Raw genomic sequence first — 18264 nt, forward strand, 5'->3', positions numbered from 1 at the left:
CCAGACGGTATAATTATTATTTGTTGGAAGCCTTCTTTCTTCCACTGGGGCTTTTCCTTCTTGCATAGTTCTTTCTCGGCTTACCCGTGCGTTTCGGCGGGCCACCGGCCTCACCCTGGGCGGTTTGCAGGCTCTGCCTCAGCTTGGCAGCGTCACTGTGGGTGAGCAGGCCGCGTAAATCATCCAGCAGGGCCTGTTGAAACGCGGCGGGGTCGTCCTGCTGTTCGGAAATTGCCCGTAGGCGTTGTTCCCATAGCGCAGTGCGTTCAGGCGTGCTTACCGCGCTGGGCAGGGCGGCGATTAGGGCGCTACCCAGTTTGGTGGCACGCAGGGCTTTTTGCTGGCGTACCAGGTAGCCGCGCTGTACCAGGGTTTCGATAATGCCCGCCCGGGTGGCTTCGGTGCCCAGGCCATCGGTGTCGCGAAGCGTACGACGCACTTCCGGGTCATCCACGTAGCGGCCAATGTTCATCATGGCCTTGATCAGGCTGGCATCGGTGAACGGTTCCGGCGGGCGGGTTTCCTTCTCCTCTACGCCTGCGCCCAGTGCCTGGCAGGGCTCGCCTTGGGTGAGTGGTGGCAGCGGTGGTGTTTCATCCCGAGTAGTGAATAGCGGTTTCCAGCCGGGGTCGAGAATGCTTTGCCCGCGGGCGCGGAAGGCTTCATTAAGCAGCGTAAATTCGGCTTTGACTTCGAAGGTGCGCAGAGGACGGTAGAACTGAGCCATCACGTTGCGCACGATCAACCGAAACACATGGCCTTCGGTAGCGGAGAGCTGGCTGAAATCAGCGGGTTTTCCGGTCGGTGCGATTGCGTGGTGGGCACCGACCTGCTTATCGTTCCACGCCTTGGAGCGCAGGGTAAAGTCTGCTCCATTCAGCCACTGCTGAAGCGCTTCATCGTTCTGGCAGGCACTGGTGAGGCTGCGCTGAGCAAGCTGAAGATGCTCCTCGGGTAGGTAGCGGCAGTCTGAACGGGGGTAGGTGATCAACTTGTGGCGCTCGTAGAGCCGCTGGCAAATATCCAGCACCATCTGCGCAGAGAGCCCGTGGCGGCGGGCGGCGTCTACCTGAAGAGCAGAGAGCGAGTAGGGCAGTGGCGGTGCCTGGCGTTTCTCCTGCTGGTCGAGCTTGGTGAGTTGCCCTGATGCGCCGGGTAACTGAGCCGCCAGGGCATCGGCGGGCCTGCGGTCAATCAAACGGCCTTGATCGTCAAGAGGTTGGTGCTCTTTGGGCGCCCACCAGGCGCGCAGTTGACCTTGGGCAACCTTGAGATCCACCCATAGTGGATAAAACGGATGAGGCACAAAATCACGGATGGCGTTATCGCGGCGCACGATTAATCCCAGTACCGGGGTTTGCACACGGCCGACAGAAAGCACACCGTCGTGCCCCGCTTGTCGGCCGGTGAGTGTCCAGGCACGGGTTAGGTTAATGCCATACAGCCAGTCGGCGCGAGAGCGGGCCTGGGCTGCCTGAAACAGCGGCTGGTAATCGGCGTTGGAGCGTAGCTTGGCAAGCGCCCGGCTCACTGCAGGTTTATTAAGGTCGCTGATCAGCAGCCGTTGTACCGGGCCACGGTACTTCATGTACTCGATCACTTCCTGCACCAGCAGCTGACCTTCGCGGTCAGGGTCACCCGCGTGAACCACATCGGTGGCTTGTTTGATCAGCTTGCGAATCACCGCGAGCTGCCCACGCGCCTTGGGGCGTGGCATCAGCTTCCACTGCTGCGGCACGATAGGGAGCCGATCCAGCCGCCACTGCTTGTCAGCGGGGTCATAGGCTTCCGGTGGCGCTTGCTCTAATAAGTGCCCTAGGCACCAAGTGACCGTGGTGTCGCCACATAGCACCGCGCCCTCCTGGCGTTTGCTAGTGCCCGGTAACGCCTCGGCAATGGCTTGGGCGAGGCTGGGTTTTTCGGCAATTATCAGGCGCATAGCAGCGAAGCCTTCATCGTATCCTTTGATGGCGCCTATGGTAGCAGACGCTGGCCAGCATTGGCGCCAGAGGGGGCAGGTCAATGTAGTGATGCGATAAATTGCTGATACTGTTAAGTTGTATAAATTATGTACAAATAGTTTTGTTGGCTAGCAATCTGTTTGATAGCAATCTATTTGATGGTCAGGGCTGGTATTTAAGGGGCATCATCAATGCGTGATCGAGGTAGAACACGACGTTTAATGGGGTTGGGTGCACGCACTGGTGGAGCGCTGCTGAAAACCCGTTTAGGTGGCCAAGCGGATTGGCGAGCCCTGGGCGAAGCGCTGTTTGAGGGGCTTTCAGAGCTTAAAGGCCCGGCCATGAAGCTTGCCCAAATTATGTCCCAGTGGGACGATCTGCTACCGCCCGATCTCGCCGAGGAGCTTGCCCGCCTGCAGCGCCAAGCCGAACCGATGCCCTGGCCACGTATTCATGAAGCGCTGGTTCAGCAGTACGGCGACATTGACCACTATTTCAGCGAAGTCGAGGAGCGCCCCTTTGCCAGCGCCTCCATGGGGCAGGTTCACCGCGCGACCACTCATGAGGGCGAAACGGTCGTGCTCAAGGTGCAGTACCCCGGCCTTGCTGAGGTGTTGGAGAGTGATTTAATCCAGGTGCGACGCATTATGCGTTTAGGCCGCTGGTTCAAAGTACCCCAGGCGCGCTTGGACGCGCTGTTTGAAGAGCTCGCCGAAAGCCTGCGTGGGGAACTGGATTATCACGCCGAAGCCGATGCACTGGCCCGCTACCGTGAGCGCTATAAGGATGACCCGCGGCTAGTGATTCCCGAGCCTTTGCCAGCGCTCTCCGGCCCTCATGTGCTGGCGATGCGCTACGTGGAAGGAGCGCCATTGCGCGAATTAGCCGAGGCAGATGACGAGACGCGCCAGGGCATTGCCGAGACATTAGCAGACTGGATTACCCAAGAGCTGTTTACCTACGGCGAACTACATGCCGACCCCCATGCGGGTAATTTCGCAGCCGATGCCCAAGGGCGGCTGGTGATTTACGATTTGGGCGCGGTAATTGCGGTCCCCGATGCGCGTATAACGGCGATGATGCAACTGTTGGATGCCACCTTGAAGCATGACCCCATGGGGATGGACGAAGCCTTGATGCAAATGGGTGGCCGCCAGGGGCAGGGCGCGCCGCTGGCGCTCTATCGTGAATCTGCTGAATGTATCGCGCCACTGTTTGAGCCGGGCGAGCAGGATTTCAGCGATGTGCGGGTGCACCGTCGCCTGCGCGAGCTAACTCCTAAAGTGTGGGCGGCGATGGATCGCCTACAGCCTCCCGCAGAAACGCTGCTGCTTTCCCGGGCGCTGAACGGTCACTATTGGAATTTAGTGCGTTTGGGCGCGCGACTGAATATGCACGAGCGCACGCTTCCGCTATTACATCGAGCCTATTAATGATCAACCGATTGCCACTGCGACCATGTCGGCCTTCATGCTAAACTATGCCGCTTTTAAACAGGTCATTGTTTAATTCGATATCGTTGAACACGACATCGTTTAACAAGCTATCCTGTCACAACATGGAGACGGCAATGCTGGCGGTATGGGTCGATCAGCTGCTGGGATTCGCCTCCGGGGCACTCTCGGCAATCAGGCAACAAGAACACTATCCGGATTTTATGACCTGGGTGCGTGCCAAAGGCGCGGATTCATTTGAAGGCGATGTGTCCATGGCCCAAGCGCTGGCACCAGTGCTGTGGTCGCAAACACCGCTAGAGCGGCTCGACTTTGCCTGTGAGCCCCTCGCCACGCCGGGGCGTAATGAACCGTGCTGGTGTGACTCAGGGCGCAAATTCAAGCAGTGTTGCTATCAGATCGAGTTTCCCACTGAGATCCCCGATCAGATGATGTGGATGCTCTCGCTGCGCGAATGGAAGGGCGCGACCCTGAAAGCCGCGTTGGATAGCCGACAGGCTCCGGCTCAAGCGCTACTGGAAGCCGGGTTGATTGCTGCTGAAAGCGGTCAGACGGGCCGCGCTATGCAAATCCTTGAATCACTCTTCGATGGTAGTGACTGGTCACGGCTGCCTGAGCAGGCCGAGCCTGCCTTTGAAATCCTGCTGGATATTTATCAAGAGCGCGGTTTTAGCCGTAAACGTGCTGACCTACTTGATGATGTGATGGAGCGGGGGCCGCTGTTTTTGCGCGGCGTGGCTCTTGAGCGTTTATGCCTGATGCACTTGGATAACGATGACCTCGATAGTGCCCGCGGTGCCTTTGTGAAGGCTCAGCAGGCGCTGCCCGATTCGCCCACTTTGGCCTACATTGAAGCCATGCTGTTACTGCATGAAGGGCACGAACAGGAAGCCAAAGAGCGCGCCAACTTCTGGTATCGCCGCTTGGTTCGCCAGGGTGACCTGGATGAAGATCAGCTGGATTTTTTAGCCGCTTTGGCAGATAACCCCGGCGCGACGCTTGCCGATCAGTTGCTCAGCGCGGAAGAGGATCTGGCCACGCCGCTGGTAGCGCTTCAGGCATTGCTGGCCGCGTTGCCCACTGCCCCCAAAATCGATGTAAGCGCCGACCCTGAAAGTGGGCGATTGCTATATAACACCAGTGCTCGTGAAGAGACTCTGTTTGCCGCTTGGCATGAGCAGTTTCAGGTGTTGGTGGATGAAGACGTAGCGTTGGGCTTCCGAGATGACCCCTGGGGCAACGCCATTGAGTGGATGTCGGCACTCTGTGCACATCCCGAGTGGCTGGACGCCCCACAGGTAGTGCAGGACTTAACGTTGGCGCTCACCAGCCGCTTTGGCAGCCTGCCGTGGATGGCCCCAAGCCTGCTGGAGCCACTGGCGCTTCGACTTTCGCGCTGGCTGGAACAAGCCCGCGCCGAAGGCGACGGCAACCTGTGCTGGGACGATGCCAACAACGCCATGTTGCTACGCACAGGGTTAGCGCTGGTGGTTGGCATGGAGCGCGGTGCGTGTCAGCACTCCCGCGAGTTGGCCGAAGAGCTACTGCTGATCGACCAGGAAGATAGCTTAGGGCTGCGGGAGCTGGTACTTGACCAGCTGCTGCGTGATGATCGCAACGAGGAAGCGTTGGCACTTGCGGAAGAGAGTGACGACGACGGCTCGCTGGTATTGGGGCTTTTGATGGGTAAAGCCCTGGCACTCTATCGGTTAGAGCAGCGTGAGGCGGCAGAAGCGGCGCTAGGCGATGTGCTTGGCCATAACCGCTACGCGTTAGAGCTAATTTGTGCAGAGAGCCCGCGGCCTTCCATGCCTCACCCCGATGGTCAGGTTGACCCCGGCTCCCGGGCGGAAGCGTGGCAGTACCGCACCTTGATGCGCGATCAGTGGCGGACTACGCCAGGGGCCTTGGACTGGCTCGAAACACACCGCTAGCCTAAACCTTCAAGCCTGCTTAAGCAGGCTTGGGGGTAGGTACTAACTGCTTGTCTCGGCTGATCCAAATCGCCAAGATAATGGCGGGAAGGCCCAGTAACGTTGCGATGACAAAGAAGCTTGGGTAGCCCTGAGAGGTTACGACCAGCCCACCAAAACCGCTCAAGAACTTTCCTGGCAGCGTCATTAGTGATGAGAACAGCGCGTACTGCGTTGCAGTATAGGCGCGTGATGTGAGACTGGAAAGAAAGGCGATAAACACCGCACTGGCTAAGCCATTGGCAAGGTTATCGCCGATAATCGTCACCACCAGCATGGGCAACTGATTACCCACCACGGCAAGCACGGCAAACAGCAGGTTAGTTACCATCACCAACCCCGCGCCGAAGATCAGCAGCGGGCCAATGCCGTAGCGCGCCACGCATAGCCCGCCTAGAATTCCACCGGTAATGCTCATCGCAATGCCGAATATATTGGTCACGTTAGCAATCTCTGCCAGCGAAAAGCCCAGGTCGATATACAGCGGGTTGGCCATGGAGGCCATGGCCAAATCGCTGATTCTAAATACGGCAATAAACACCAAAATCCACAGCGCTTTCACTCCATAGCGGCGAAAAAAGTCGGTAAACGGACAGACCAGCGCACCAATGCTCCAGGCACCCAGGCGGCGTAACAGTTTGGGCTTACCGCGGCTGGCGCGAATAAACGCCCGTACCTTAGGCTCATGGATAAGTTGAATAGAAAGCGAAGCGCGCTTCGGTTCAGGGCGCAGCAGCACGGTGAGAACGCCAATGCCCATTAGCGCCGCCATGCTCAGGTAGGCCGCATCCCAAGAGGCAGAGGCCGCGATATACAGCGCGCCGGCACCAGCGGCAAGTAAGCCACCGCGATAGCCAATAATATAGGTCGAGGCCATGGCGGCCTGAACATCGTCATCGGCGGACTCAATGCGATAGGCATCGATAGCGATATCTTGCGTCGCTGAACCAAACGCCACCAGCAGGGCAAAGAGGGCCACCCAGCCGAGATTACCCACTGGGCTCAAACCGGCCAGCCCCACTAACCCTGCAACGATCAACCCCTGGGCTAACAGCATCCAACCGCGGCGCTGGCCGAAGGCGCGGGTTAAAATCGGGAGCGCTAACCGGTCTACTACCGGCGCCCAGAAAAACTTGATCGAGTAGAGCATGCCAATCCAGGCAAAAAAGCCAATTGCCGCTACCTCCACGCCGTCGCTACGCAGCCAGGCAGAGAGTGTTGAAAACACTAATAAAAAGGGTAGGCCTGCAGAAAACCCCAAAAACAGCATGGTAATAACGGGGGCACGACAATAAATAGCCAGCGCAGCAAGCCAAGTGCGCTGGGGGGTGGGGTTTAACATTAAACGCTACTCCTGGTGGAAAGACGCTGGCAACGGCCAAGTGATAAACTGAGGCAGTGTATTTATCGCAAAGTGCTATCACAAAGTTCTATCGCGAAGTTCTATCACAAAACCGACAGCTTACCGGAGAGGAGTTTTCCATGTCGATTACGGCGCATCAGGTAGTTACCTTGCACTATGTCCTCAGCGACGTGCTCAATGATGGCAGCAAGCAGGTACTGGATGACTCCCAAGCGCGCAATAAGCCGCTAGAGTATTTGCATGGCCACGACAATATCGTGCCAGGGTTGGAGAGTGCGCTAGCAGGTCAAACCGTAGGCGCCGAGCTTAGCGTTCAACTAATGCCCGCGGATGCCTACGGTGTGCGTAACGAAGATTTGGTTCAGGAAGTCAGTCGCGGCTCTTTTGGTAACGCTGAGTTGGAGCCGGGCAGCCGTTTTCAAACTGAGGGCGAAGCCGGGCCGCAAATTGTTACGGTACTCAAAGTCGATGGTGACCGCGTCACCGTCGATACCAATCACCCCCTGGCCGGGCGCACGCTGAACTATAAAGTCACCATTTTAGACGTACGCGAAGCTACCCGTGCAGAATTAGCCAAAGGCCATCCGTTACCACCAGGTACCGAACACAGTAAAGTCGAAGACCGCAAGGTGCTGTAGGTTAATAGCACCCAAAAATTGACCAGTATCAATTTCCTGTTTAACCGCTTACCCCCGCCTGCCGTAACTTGATCTAGGTCAGCATTCTTCTGCCGTTGAGTGACTAGTATGAACGCATACATCACGGCGGGGGGATTCACCATGTATTGGGATGACACAGTTATTTTCGGCTTAGTGACCGTCGCGTTAGTGATCGTTTTTATGCTGGGGTGGGTGGGCTTCGTGATTCGTGATCATCTACGTAAAGATGAGCGTAAAAAGTAGCTTTCCCACCTCATGTAAACCTTGTCAGGGGAGGGGGTTTGCTATCGCAGTAAACCTCCTGTTGCCAGCCCACCATGGGCTGGCTTTTTTTTGCCTGAAATGTGCTGAAAAGTTGCAATCGCATAGCGTGCGTTAATGAGCAATGCAAGGCGTGCTCTGGTAAAGTCCATTGAAGCAATGACTACACTAGGATGCTTTGTCATGAACGCAGTTGCCTTACACCACAGCCCGTGGGGTCGTGTACGTGATCGGTTAGCGTGCGCGTTAATTGTCGTGGGCATAATACTTCCCGCGACTGCCTTTGCCCAGGCAGTAAATATGATCAACGGCGATGTCACTCAAAAGGTCGCTTTAAGTGACTTGCACGACATGTCTGATACGACGTTTACACTCTATGACCCCTATCAAGGGCGCGATGTGGAGATGCAGGGCGTCGAGTTTCGCACCTTTCTGATTGAACAGTTTGGCGAAGTGCCCCCGGCGCTTCACTTTACCGCTTGGGACGACTACGAGGTTACCTTAGAAGGGTGGGACGACCCTAACTGGTACCTGGTTAGCTCTGAGGATGGCGATCCGCTCACCATCCGTACGCGAGGCCCTGTGCGGCTGGTAGAGCGTGACTACAATAATCAGGGCAAGGGTGATCGCGACGTAGAAAACCTGCGTGAGTTCAATGACTGGATCTGGATGATTCGTAGCATAGAGGCGAAGTGGTGACATCCAAAACTAGGCCCGTCGCGCAGCCCACAGTTCGTCCCCGGCCTTTAGCTCGCCAGCACCGCTATTTTACGTGGTTATCATTGAGCTTGATGAGCTTTTTGGCACTTATGGTGTTGATTGTTTATGAATCGCGCTGGGTATACCCCGAAATACAGGCTTATTTCAGCCAGACGGGGAGCCTTACAGGTCAGCAGCTTTCTACTCGGGCACGGGTCTACCTACAAAATGCCCAATCCGAGCTATTGAGTGACCAGGCAGAGCAAGATGCGCTGGATGCCGCAGCCTTGGATATTGACCTGGCCTACGGCTTAGCCGATGTGCACATTTATCGGCGTGAATATACCTGCGTTGAGCCTAGTTTGAAGGAGTTGGATCGGCTGGTGGCGCTGCTCGCGGCGCGGGGCATTGACCGTATCGCTGCGGCGATGGCGTTGTTCGCACCGATTCAATGCTTAACCCATATTGAGATGGATCAGCTTGATCGTCGGGGCGCAGCGATTAACGATTTTTCCGAAAGCACCCGTCAGCATAGTCAGGTGCTGACCTACTCCAGTTTATTGATCTTTGTGATGGGATTGGCGTTTTGGTGGCTCCATGAGCGCCAGCTAAGACGCACTGATCGTGCCACTCAAGAGACCTTCGAGTGGATGAAACGCGCCATGCGCGACCCGCTCACCGGGATCGGTAATCGCAGCGCTTTGCATCAGGATGTGTTGGTGCAGCAGCACCAGTCGCTGGGGCTGATTCTGGTCGATATAGACTTTTTTAAACAGTACAACGATGCCTACGGGCATCCGCAAGGCGATACCCTTTTGCGCCAATTGGCCACATTGATTGGTGAAACGCTGAATGATGAAGCGCAGCTCTACCGCTTGGGAGGCGATGAGTTCGCGGCACTACTTCACTGCCCGAACACCGACACGCTGAAGCGTTACTGCCGTCAGCTAATTGAAGGGCTGCGGGAAGCTGGTTTTGCCCACTCTGCCCATCCGGATAAAAAAGGCGTGACGTTAAGCGTTGGCGGGAGCTGTTTTGTAGCCGATGAAGCAACGTTTCCCTACGCTTACGAAGCCGCCGACAAAGCACTCTATCGGGTAAAAGCGATGGGCCGTGACGGATGGCAGGTTACTGAAGACGCATAACGTCTGCGTACATAGGGGCGAGTCTGCCCAGCAGTTCATTACGTGCGCCAAGGGCAATACCCTCCGCCTGCATAGCCGCATCGAGATGTTCCACCAAGCGATTAAAATGCGCATCTGTTAGCCCCATATGTTGATGAGCACGATCCATCGACGGGCCTTCATAGTGGCAGGGGCCATCGCTTACATCGCATAGCTGGCTGGCCAGGGATTCAGCAAATAAATCGATATTGGTATTAGCAAAAAACACCACTACTTCGGGATCATCCGCAATTCGGTATAAGAGATTCTCGACCACCGTGTCGATAGTGCCCTGACCGCCAAGCCGTTCGTAAAGCGTTGTTGATTGAGTGGCTGACTGATGAGTGCAGCCTGCGAGCGTAATTGCGATTGTTGCAAAAATAACCGTTATTAAACCACGGTGTGTCCGCTTGTATTTGTGTGGAAAGCTCATAGCGCCCCGCTTAGAAAGCTGCCTGAAGTGAAAGATAGCCGCCGCGTTGGGAAGGTAGGCCGGCAATGTCGCCTAAGTTCAACCACGCGCCCGTGAGTGATAAGTGCTTATTGAAGAAGTAGGCACTGTAGAGACTTTGCCAATCATCCTCTTTAACTACGCTTAGGTTATCGGGTTTCTGGCGATACTCTGCACCGACAACCCATTGCGGGGTAATAAAAACGCCCACGCTCCCCTCGGCCATCCACGAGCGGCTACTCTGATCGCCGCCAAAGCCAAGCAGACCGCCCTGGTTGGCATTGGTATTGCGCAGGGTGGCGTTGAATAGCACATTGCGCCCGGCAACAGCGCTAAACAGCAACTTGCTGGCGCTAAGATACATATCGGTACCGCTTGTTTTATCGGCACCGAGGGCGGTGGGAATGGTGCCATCAACCAGTCGTTTATGTTGCATCCCAACACTCCAAATGCCCCAAGGGTGATAGAGCACATCACCGAGCAAGCGCACCTTAGCACCGTAAATATCCTGGCCTAGCTCACCACCCAGGGTGTCTAGATCAAGCGTTTGACGCGCCACTGAGACTTCAATACGGTCATAAACATTCAGGCTTGCGCCGGTCACTGTTAGCCGATAATCGTCTACCCAGGCACGGGTAGCGGCGGCAGTGACGCCGATTTCCTGTTCGCTGGCGGTGCTGGCCAACACTGCCCAAGGCGATAAGCCACCCCCCGCGGCCCCTTCAATAGCACTCACTCCGCCCGTACTTACAATTCGGCTACCGGCATAGGAGGGCATGGCCGCAAGCGCTAAACAGACCGCAAGGCAGCTGAAAAAAAAGTGCCGAAAGGGTGAACTGGATGGTGAAAACATAGATTGAAATAACATCATGGCTTTCTCTGGAACGCCTTTAGTAGGGAAGACATCGGGTGGGGCAAGGAGAGCGGCGTAAAATTATCCAACCAGGCGGGGAGTTCATCAGCTGGCATTGGTTTAGCAATCCAATAGCCCTGTAAATAGTCACAGCCAAGCTTGCTTAACAGCTCGGCGCTGGCGCGATTCTCGACGCCTTCGGCCACTAAGCGCAGTCCTAAGCTGTGGCCCATTTCGATGGTCGAGCTGACAATAGTCAAGTCATCTTTTTGGGAATCAATGGCCAACACGAACGATTTATCGATCTTGAGTTCATCCACGGGCAAGCGTTTGATTTGCTCTAGGGAAGAGTAGCCGGTGCCGTAATCGTCAATCGCGATACGCAGCCCTAGTTGGTTGAGCTCCATCAACGTGGCCATGGCGGCATCAACGTCCTGCATAACGGCACTTTCAGTGACTTCGATACTCAGGCGGGTAGGGGCAAGACGATAGCGCTCAAGCAGACTAGCCAAATAAGCAGCTAATTGGCGATCCATCACATCACTGGCGGAGAGATTAACCGCTACCGATAAGTGGTAACCACGCTGCTGCCAAGCATGCAGTTGAGCGCATACATTGGCTAACATCCAGTGGCTAAGCATGCTGATGCTTCCCGAATGCTCGGCCAAGCTAATAAACTCATCGGGTGGCACAAAACCTAACGACGGGTGACGCCAGCGCATCAACGCTTCGCACTGATCGACACGGCCGTTACGTGTGTTTACTTTGGGCTGGTAGGCCATCCACAGCTCACCGTTGCCCACCGCGTCCTGTAGGTCTCGAATCAAGGTGAGCTGGCGTAAATGATGCTCATCCTGTCCTTCCAAATAGCGTTGATGGGCGTGACGGTGGCGACGCGCCATATCGAGTGCGATGTCGGCACGCCGCAGCAGCAGTTGAGGGCTGTCGCCATGGTCGGGGTAATTAGTTTCGCCCGCCGAGAGTGACGGCGTGATAGGGAATTTATCAAGGTCGATAGGGTGGTGCAGCGTTGTAAAAAGGCGGGTTCGCCAGGCAAAGTCGCTTCTCGACTGCTTGACGAGTAGCAGTAATTCATCGCCATCCAGTCGGTAGGCAGTGCTCTCAGAGCCATCAAAGTGCTGCAAGCGCTTGGCCAGTGTGACTAGCACGTGATCCCCCAGCGCATAGCCGAAGGTGTCGTTGATGTCGCGAAAGTTGTTAATCGCCAGGCGAAGCAAGGTAAAAGGCTCACCGCGTTTGATCAAAAGGCTAATATCTTCTTGGGCGCTGATGCGGTTGGGCAGGTCGGTAAGGAGGTCGTGGCGAGACTGGTGATGAAGCGTCGCCTCGCGCTGAGCGATGCCTTCCTGCATGGCGAGCAGTGTCGACGCCAAAAGCCCCGTTTCACTTCGCTCACTACCAATTGGTAGCTCGGTAAAACGTTCGCCGCGACCAATGCGCTGTGCCGCCTTCGCCAACTCCATTAACGGTTTGCTCATACTCCGGGCGCTCCACATAGCAATCAGCACGGTAAACAGCAGGATCAAAGCAATGATTCCCAGCAGTTGCCACTGCAGCGAGCGGTAAGCGCCAAGCAGCTCGTTGCGTGAGAGTTGTAACAACGCATAGGTCTGGTTGACGTCATCGGAATAGAGCTGAGACGCGTAGGTCAGGTACTCGGCATCCGGCGTCATCTGGCTGTGTAAGGCATATTCACCTTCGATTAGCTCATCGTCACGCCCGCTCATTAATTCCAGGGCCAGCTGCTCGGGATGAGAACTGGCAAGGTAGCTGATCTCGCCGTTGTCGCGATAGTTGACTACGCTGATGTCCAACCCGGTTAATGCATTAATCTCTTCCGTGACCGCTTCATTGATTAAAAAGCCCATACCCACCCAGCCAATCAGGTTGGGGGCACGCACTGGCAGCAGGGCAAACTCGTACGGCTGCCCTTCGGCGATGACGACGCTAACAGCTTCGCCTTCTTGGCTGGCTCGATCGAACAACTGCGGGAAAGGCATGGGGCTATTTTGCGCGTGATGGCTGCTTGCCAAAATACGCCCATCCAGGCCGCTGAGTAACACGATATCCGCCTTGGCTCGATCACCATGGTTGGCCAGTACGGAGTAGAGCGTATCGGTGTCCTGGGTGGAAACGGCGCTTTTAAAACCGAAGTCATCGGCAAGAATGGCGACGTTATTAGCTAACTGCTCACCGCGTGCGTCCAGCAGTTGTTCCAATACATTGGCACCCACTTCTAAACGTTGGGAGCCTTTTGCAATGACGTCGTTTTGGGTCGCACGAAGAAACGCCACCCCGGTGGCGAGTTGCGAGACAATCACCACTGTCAGTAGCACGAGCATCAGGCGCGTTCTAAAGCGCATAGCAACCTCACTAAGTGGCGGATCGCGATCTCCTGAACACTGATAGGGGCTTAGGTGGCATCTTTAAATCGCTGCTGAAGTGGGGAGAGTGTTGGCGCTGGGGGTGGCAGCGCATTGAGTTTCAAGCTGACGTTTAATTGGTCGGTATCGGTGATGACGCCTTCCCACCAGACTTGTTGGCTGTCATCAAGTTGAGGGTGCCAAATCCGCACACGATGCTCACCTGGCGGCAGAGTAGGCAGCAAAAGCGTGCCTTCGGCAGCCGTTGTGGCCATATAGGGAGCGTCGCTAACGACAATAAAGGCCTGCATATGGTCGTGAATATTGCACCCCAAGACGACAATGCCCGCTCGGTCGAATTGAACTGGTGGTGGGGTTTCTTGCAGGTAGAGATTTAAATCAAAGGTTTTGGCCGGTGAAAAAGAGTAGACGTGATGGCGAGTCGTATCTTGGTTAGGAAATGCCACATAGCTGCCGGTCGGTACGGTTAGCACCTTGGGATGAAAGGCGGCATCGCGCTGGTAGATACTCTCTTGTTGGGGTGGATTTCCTGCTGAGGTGTCGTAATAGACCTCAACCACTGCGTCCTCAAGCAGTTGACCTTCAACACTACGCACCGTTACCTGGGCAGCATTAGCGGTGGAGACAAGTAGGGATGTGATTGCCACTACAAAAAACGGGGCAGTAAATACGCTGAAAAAGCCACTAAAAGGGCTACGTTGTTGTGTTGGCATTCAGATTGGCATCCCGCATTAAGCTGGCAAAGTGTTAAGCCTAATAGTGGATGGATTATGCAAGAAAGTCATGCCTTTGGCTTAACGGTAAGCCAACACTTGTGGATTTATCCTTAACTTTGCTTTTGTTTTATGAGGTGCTGTGGCACTCGCACCAGTGACCACGTTAGCTTTTACCGATTAGATTGGCAGGATAGTGCTTAACGCAATGCTGGCTGGCGCCAAGTGTCCCGCCAGGCATACATGACGCGCTCTGGGTACCAGGTTTCTCCCAGGCTGCGTCTGGCGCTGCACGTTATCACCAATAAAACGCGCTAGCGGCGTGCCCATACGTTCACGCCGCTGGGCTTGTCTCTACAAGCCCAGCGGCGCTCAGCGTTACTGTCTTAGCTAGCTTTCTCACGCAAAAAGTCGATGATTTGATCCGCAGGCACCATGGTGGCTTCGCTATCCCGACGTCCTTTATATTCCAGTTCGCCGTTGTCCAGGCCGCGGTCGCCGATTACCAGGCGGTGAGGAACGCCCATCAGCTCCAAGTCGGCAAATTTAACGCCGGGCCGGGTGTCTCGGTCATCCAGCAAGACGTCTAAGCCAGCGGCGGTGAGCGCTTGGTAAAGACGTTCAGACTCTTCGCGAACACGCTGGGATTTGTGTGCATTCATCGGCACCAGTGCCACCTGGAAGGGCGCAATAGCGTTAGGCCAGATAATGCCGGATTCATCGTGGTTCTGCTCAATGGCCGCGGCGACCACTCGGGTCACGCCGATGCCATAGCAACCCATCCAAGGATGGCTGGTTTTGCCGTTGTCGCCCAGTACGTTGGCGTTCATGGCCTGGGAGTACTTTTGGCCAAGCTGGAAGACGTGGCCAACCTCGATGCCGCGCTTGATAGAGAGCGTGCCTTGACCGTCGGGAGAAGGGTCGCCTTCCACCACATTGCGTAGGTCGGCCACCTCGGGAAGGGCAGCATCACGCTCCCAGTTAATGCCGAAATAGTGTTTGCCTTCAATATTGGCACCCGCGCCAAAGTCGCTCATCAGGGCAACGCTGCGGTCGGCAATAATGGGCATATCAAGGTTAACCGGGCCAAGCGAGCCAAAGCCTGCACCAACTGCTGCGCGAATTTCCTCTTCGCTGCCCATGGTCAGCGGGGCCGCCACTTGCGGAAGGTTCTCTGCTTTTACCTCGTTCAGCTCATGATCGCCACGCACCAATAGTGCAATCAGGCCACCTTCAGCGGCATGTACGATCAGGGTCTTGACCGTTTTCTCGATCGGCAGATCAAACTGCTCAACCAGGGCGGCGATGGTCTTGGCATTAGGTGTGTCTACCAGATGCATCTCTTGGGTAGGTGCTTCGCGCTGTATATCGCTGCCCACCGGGGCAGGCAAGGCTTCGGCCTTTTCCATGTTTGCGGCGTACTCGGAGGCGTTGGAGAATACGATATCGTCTTCGCCCGAGTCGGCCAGTACGTGGAATTCATGGGAGCCGGTGCCGCCGATAGAGCCGTTGTCGGCAATTACCGGGCGAAAGTCGAGGCCCAGCCGCGTGAAAATGCGTGTGTAAGCATCATACATATCCTGGTAGGTCTGCTTCAGCGAGGCTTCATCCAGATGGAAGGAGTAAGCATCCTTCATGATGAACTCGCGGGAGCGCATTACCCCAAAGCGTGGGCGAATCTCGTCACGGAACTTGGTCTGAATCTGATAGAAATTGACCGGCAGCTGTTTATAGCTGGCAATCTCTTTGCGCACCAGGTCGGTGATCACTTCTTCGTGGGTCGGGCCGACGCAGTAGTCGCGGTCGTGGCGATCTTTCAGGCGTAACAGCTCGGGGCCATACTGCTCCCAACGGCCAGACTCCTGCCAAAGCTCAGCGGGCTGCACGGCGGGCATCAGTACCTCTTGAGCACCGGCACGGTTCATCTCTTCGCGCACAATGGCTTCCACTTTACGCAGGGTGCGCAGGCCAAGTGGCAGCCAGGTGTATAGCCCTGAGGTTAAACGGCGAATCATCCCGGCACGGAGCATTAGCTGGTGGCTAATGACTTCGGCGTCAGCCGGGGTTTCTTTGAGAGTGGCAATCAGTAATTGGCTGGCGCGCATGGGCGTGAGCATTCCTTAGGTTTTTGAAAACAGGGTTGTTGAAAACCTGGTTCTTGAAAGCTGGGTTCTTGAAAAAGTGCTTGGAAGCGTTGAATGGGGACATTGTACGGTCTAGCGGTTAAAGCGGCAAAATAGTGCTTATGTTCAAATGATCTATGCTTTTGGATGGCTGTGCTAAACTGATCGAGTTTTGTGGCGCGATAGTCGGCAAAAACGCAAGCGCAATACGCTATATCGACTATCGTTACTTTTGTATTTGAGGGAACCTTCATGCATCAAGCAGTTCGTCGCTGGTTGACTGGCGCCGTGGTTGGCGTTTCCATCGTGTCATTGAGTGGTTGTGGTACGCTTTTTCACCCTGAACGTAAAGGGCAATTGAGCGGTGATATTGATCCGGTTATTGCTGTCGCCAATGGGGTCGGTTTGCTGTTTTTTATTGTACCCGGAGTGATTGCCTACGCCGTGGATTTCTCTAATGGCACCATCTATCTGCCGGGCCGCAACAGCGCCTCAGTAGATGTTCACCACTTAGACGACGCTATGGATGTGGCTTCCCTGGAAAAATTGCTCTCTGAAACAGCTGGTCAGCCGGTGAGCTTAGAGAGCGAGTTGGTCATGATCGAGGAGGTGAGCAGCTTGGATGAAGCGTTGGCCATGGTGCGTATGTCGGGCGTGTTAGACCAAGAGAAACTCTCAGCTATGTAACGTTCGCTATTGATCGCTAAAACCCAGCCATGTGTCACGCTTGGCTGGTTTTTTTCATGTCGTGCAAGTGTTAAGCATACTGGGGAGGGTTGGGTACGCTGGGAAAGCGCGGCGGGTGCGCTTCCATGTAGGCGTGGCAGGCACGCAGTACCCGCACATCATCATACTTGCCACCCGCAAGCTGAAAACCCACCGGTAAACCGTTATCGGTAAAACCACAGGGCACTGACGCGGCGGGCTGCTGGCTAAGGTTAAAAGGATAGCTAAAGGGCGCCCACTCTTCCCAGTCCCGCATATCGCTGCCGAGGGGAACTTCCTGGTTAATTTCAAACGGCGGTATCGCCACCGAGGGGGTCATCAGTAGATGATACTCTTGGTTAAAGTGCTCCAGGAGCTGGGTTAACTCCGCACGATCTGCCAAGGCACGAAACAGTTCAACGGCTTTCCAGGGTTCGGCCTCACGGGCATTGGCCACCATGCCTGAATCTAGCAGCGTACGCTGGTGATCATCCATTTGTGACCACTGCTCTAAAGAGGCGGTAAACCACAGCTTACGGAAGGTATCCAGCGGTGACGAAAAGCCGGGATGCACTTCGACGATTTCAGCGCCCAACGCCTCCAGTCTGCCGGCTGCTTCTCGCACGCGTTCGGCAACCTGTGGATCTACCTTGGCGTAGCCAAGATCAGCCGAGTAGCCAATCCGTAGTCCGGTTAAACCTTTATCCAAATCCATCCCCCAGCACTCGGGCTGCCCGCGGGTGGCGTAAGGGTCACGGTAGTCGTAACGGCCCATCACATTGAGCATGCTAACCGCATCCCGCACGGTGCGCGTTAACGGCCCCAGGTGCGATAGGCTGGGTTCTTTAGCTGGAGGCCATTGGGGCGTCCAGCCAAATGTGGGTTTGAAGCCAAAAACACCGGTGAACGCCGCGGGGATACGTATGGATCCGCCGGAGTCGCCGCCCTGGTGCAGTACCCCCATATTGAGTGCCGCAGCAGCGGCGGCCCCGCCGGAAGAACCGCCGGGGGTTAACCGAGTATCACAGGGGTTAGCCGTGGCACCGAAGACACGGTTATCGGTCACGGCTTTCCAGCCAAATTCGGGCGTGTTGGTTTTACCTAAAATGACGGCGCCTGCTTCACGCAGCATGCGTGCGGGTGGCGCATCGGTGTCACATAGCGCTTCAGAAGAGGTTAACGAGCCTTCTCGGCAGGGCATGCCTGCCACTTGGGTCAGGTCTTTAAGCGATACCGGCACCCCGTCGATGGGGCTTAGCGGCTTGCCTTGCCCCCAGCGCCGCGCCGAGGCTTTGGCCGCCGATTCCGCACCTTCAGCATCTACATACACATAGGCGTTAACGTCTGGGTTGAAGCGCTCGATTCGATCAAGAGCGACACGAGTCGCTTCTAGCGGGGAGGCCTCTCGGCTTGCAAACAAGTGAGCTAGGGTCTGGGCATCTAAACTGCCAAGATCGGTATCGCTCATTGCACACTCCTTA

General features: G+C 55.8%; 15 protein-coding genes. 7 read left to right on the top strand and 8 right to left on the bottom strand.

Annotated elements, in window-relative coordinates; translation table 11 throughout:
* Positions 1-16: 16 nt before the first annotated feature.
* Positions 17-1939, bottom strand: coding sequence for a DNA topoisomerase III (locus tag E0L35_RS10795; protein WP_138800283.1), 1923 nt, complete (start codon positions 1937-1939; stop codon positions 17-19).
* Positions 1940-2152: 213 nt separating this feature from the next.
* Between E0L35_RS10795 and E0L35_RS10800 the strand changes: the two genes are divergently transcribed.
* Positions 2153-3394 carry an AarF/ABC1/UbiB kinase family protein gene (locus E0L35_RS10800; RefSeq protein ID WP_138800284.1) on the top strand — a complete coding sequence of 414 codons (1242 nt, stop codon included), beginning with the start codon at positions 2153-2155 and terminating at the stop codon, positions 3392-3394.
* Positions 3395-3531: 137 nt separating this feature from the next.
* Positions 3532-5349, top strand: a complete 1818-nt coding sequence (locus E0L35_RS10805) for an SEC-C domain-containing protein (protein WP_138800285.1) — start codon at positions 3532-3534, stop codon at positions 5347-5349.
* 19 nt (positions 5350-5368) lie between these two features.
* Here E0L35_RS10805 and E0L35_RS10810 read toward each other — a convergent pair whose 3' ends face one another.
* Positions 5369-6730 (bottom strand): MFS transporter, encoded by a 1362-nt coding sequence (locus E0L35_RS10810; RefSeq protein WP_022523730.1) that lies wholly within the window; start codon positions 6728-6730, stop codon positions 5369-5371.
* 140 nt (positions 6731-6870) lie between these two features.
* On the opposite strand from E0L35_RS10810, the gene E0L35_RS10815 reads away from it, so the two are divergent.
* The 4 genes from E0L35_RS10815 (at position 6871) to E0L35_RS10825 (ending at position 9515) form a co-directional block, all read left to right on the top strand.
* Entirely contained in the window at positions 6871-7389 is a 519-nt protein-coding gene (locus E0L35_RS10815; RefSeq protein ID WP_022523729.1) for a peptidylprolyl isomerase, read from the top strand.
* A 108-nt stretch (positions 7390-7497) separates the two neighbouring features.
* A complete protein-coding gene (gene ccoM / locus E0L35_RS26265) occupies positions 7498-7653 on the top strand; it encodes a cytochrome c oxidase subunit CcoM (RefSeq protein WP_022523728.1) in 156 nt (51 codons plus the stop codon).
* Positions 7654-7854: 201 nt separating this feature from the next.
* Positions 7855-8370, top strand: a complete 516-nt coding sequence (locus E0L35_RS10820) for a hypothetical protein (protein WP_249362128.1) — start codon at positions 7855-7857, stop codon at positions 8368-8370.
* A 92-nt stretch (positions 8371-8462) separates the two neighbouring features.
* The gene (locus E0L35_RS10825; RefSeq protein ID WP_171051138.1) at positions 8463-9515 is read left to right on the top strand and encodes a GGDEF domain-containing protein; all 1053 of its coding nucleotides are present in this window, start codon (positions 8463-8465) and stop codon (positions 9513-9515) included.
* Here the strand turns inward: E0L35_RS10825 and E0L35_RS10830 are convergent.
* The 5 genes from E0L35_RS10830 to E0L35_RS10855 all read right to left on the bottom strand — a co-directional run bounded on the left by E0L35_RS10830 (position 9499) and on the right by E0L35_RS10855 (position 16060).
* On the bottom strand, positions 9499-9966 hold the full coding sequence (locus E0L35_RS10830; protein WP_138800288.1) for a group 1 truncated hemoglobin: 468 nt from the start codon (positions 9964-9966) through the stop codon (positions 9499-9501). The genes E0L35_RS10825 and E0L35_RS10830 overlap by 17 nt on opposite strands.
* 10 nt (positions 9967-9976) lie before the next feature.
* Positions 9977-10855 carry a DUF3034 family protein gene (locus E0L35_RS10835; RefSeq protein ID WP_249362129.1) on the bottom strand — a complete coding sequence of 293 codons (879 nt, stop codon included), beginning with the start codon at positions 10853-10855 and terminating at the stop codon, positions 9977-9979.
* Positions 10852-13221 carry an EAL domain-containing protein gene (locus E0L35_RS10840; RefSeq protein WP_138800289.1) on the bottom strand — a complete coding sequence of 790 codons (2370 nt, stop codon included), beginning with the start codon at positions 13219-13221 and terminating at the stop codon, positions 10852-10854. The genes E0L35_RS10835 and E0L35_RS10840 overlap by 4 nt, the downstream gene beginning before the upstream one ends.
* A 50-nt stretch (positions 13222-13271) precedes the next feature.
* Positions 13272-13955 carry a Cupredoxin gene (locus tag E0L35_RS10845; protein ID WP_138800290.1) on the bottom strand — a complete coding sequence of 228 codons (684 nt, stop codon included), beginning with the start codon at positions 13953-13955 and terminating at the stop codon, positions 13272-13274.
* Positions 13956-14341: 386 nt separating this feature from the next.
* Entirely contained in the window at positions 14342-16060 is a 1719-nt protein-coding gene (locus E0L35_RS10855; RefSeq protein ID WP_138800291.1) for a proline--tRNA ligase, read from the bottom strand.
* Positions 16061-16330: 270 nt separating this feature from the next.
* Here E0L35_RS10855 and E0L35_RS10860 point away from each other — a divergent pair, with 270 nt between their 5' ends.
* A complete protein-coding gene (locus E0L35_RS10860; protein WP_009286505.1) occupies positions 16331-16765 on the top strand; it encodes a hypothetical protein in 435 nt (144 codons plus the stop codon).
* A gap of 70 nt (positions 16766-16835) precedes the next feature.
* Here the strand turns inward: E0L35_RS10860 and E0L35_RS10865 are convergent, their stop codons facing one another.
* Positions 16836-18251, bottom strand: coding sequence for an amidase (locus E0L35_RS10865; RefSeq protein ID WP_138800292.1), 1416 nt, complete (start codon positions 18249-18251; stop codon positions 16836-16838).
* Positions 18252-18264 lie beyond the last annotated feature (13 nt).

It is taken from the genome of Halomonas sp. ATBC28 (genome assembly GCF_005937175.1).
Taxonomy (GTDB): Bacteria; Pseudomonadota; Gammaproteobacteria; order Pseudomonadales; family Halomonadaceae; genus Vreelandella; species Vreelandella titanicae.

What these genes read in the sequence shown, in the direction of transcription:
- E0L35_RS10795 (WP_138800283.1), bottom strand. Translation starts at nt 1,939, where the DNA reads ATGCGCCTGATAATTGCCGAAAAACCCAGCCTCGCCCAAGCCATTGCC.
- E0L35_RS10800 (WP_138800284.1), top strand. Translation starts at nt 2,153, where the DNA reads ATGCGTGATCGAGGTAGAACACGACGTTTAATGGGGTTGGGTGCACGC.
- E0L35_RS10805 (WP_138800285.1), top strand. Translation starts at nt 3,532, where the DNA reads ATGCTGGCGGTATGGGTCGATCAGCTGCTGGGATTCGCCTCCGGGGCA.
- E0L35_RS10810 (WP_022523730.1), bottom strand. Translation starts at nt 6,730, where the DNA reads ATGTTAAACCCCACCCCCCAGCGCACTTGGCTTGCTGCGCTGGCTATT.
- E0L35_RS10815 (WP_022523729.1), top strand. Translation starts at nt 6,871, where the DNA reads ATGTCGATTACGGCGCATCAGGTAGTTACCTTGCACTATGTCCTCAGC.
- ccoM (WP_022523728.1), top strand. Translation starts at nt 7,498, where the DNA reads ATGAACGCATACATCACGGCGGGGGGATTCACCATGTATTGGGATGAC.
- E0L35_RS10820 (WP_249362128.1), top strand. Translation starts at nt 7,855, where the DNA reads ATGAACGCAGTTGCCTTACACCACAGCCCGTGGGGTCGTGTACGTGAT.
- E0L35_RS10825 (WP_171051138.1), top strand. Translation starts at nt 8,463, where the DNA reads ATGAGCTTTTTGGCACTTATGGTGTTGATTGTTTATGAATCGCGCTGG.
- E0L35_RS10830 (WP_138800288.1), bottom strand. Translation starts at nt 9,966, where the DNA reads ATGAGCTTTCCACACAAATACAAGCGGACACACCGTGGTTTAATAACG.
- E0L35_RS10835 (WP_249362129.1), bottom strand. Translation starts at nt 10,855, where the DNA reads ATGATGTTATTTCAATCTATGTTTTCACCATCCAGTTCACCCTTTCGG.
- E0L35_RS10840 (WP_138800289.1), bottom strand. Translation starts at nt 13,221, where the DNA reads ATGCGCTTTAGAACGCGCCTGATGCTCGTGCTACTGACAGTGGTGATT.
- E0L35_RS10845 (WP_138800290.1), bottom strand. Translation starts at nt 13,955, where the DNA reads ATGCCAACACAACAACGTAGCCCTTTTAGTGGCTTTTTCAGCGTATTT.
- E0L35_RS10855 (WP_138800291.1), bottom strand. Translation starts at nt 16,060, where the DNA reads ATGCGCGCCAGCCAATTACTGATTGCCACTCTCAAAGAAACCCCGGCT.
- E0L35_RS10860 (WP_009286505.1), top strand. Translation starts at nt 16,331, where the DNA reads ATGCATCAAGCAGTTCGTCGCTGGTTGACTGGCGCCGTGGTTGGCGTT.
- E0L35_RS10865 (WP_138800292.1), bottom strand. Translation starts at nt 18,251, where the DNA reads ATGAGCGATACCGATCTTGGCAGTTTAGATGCCCAGACCCTAGCTCAC.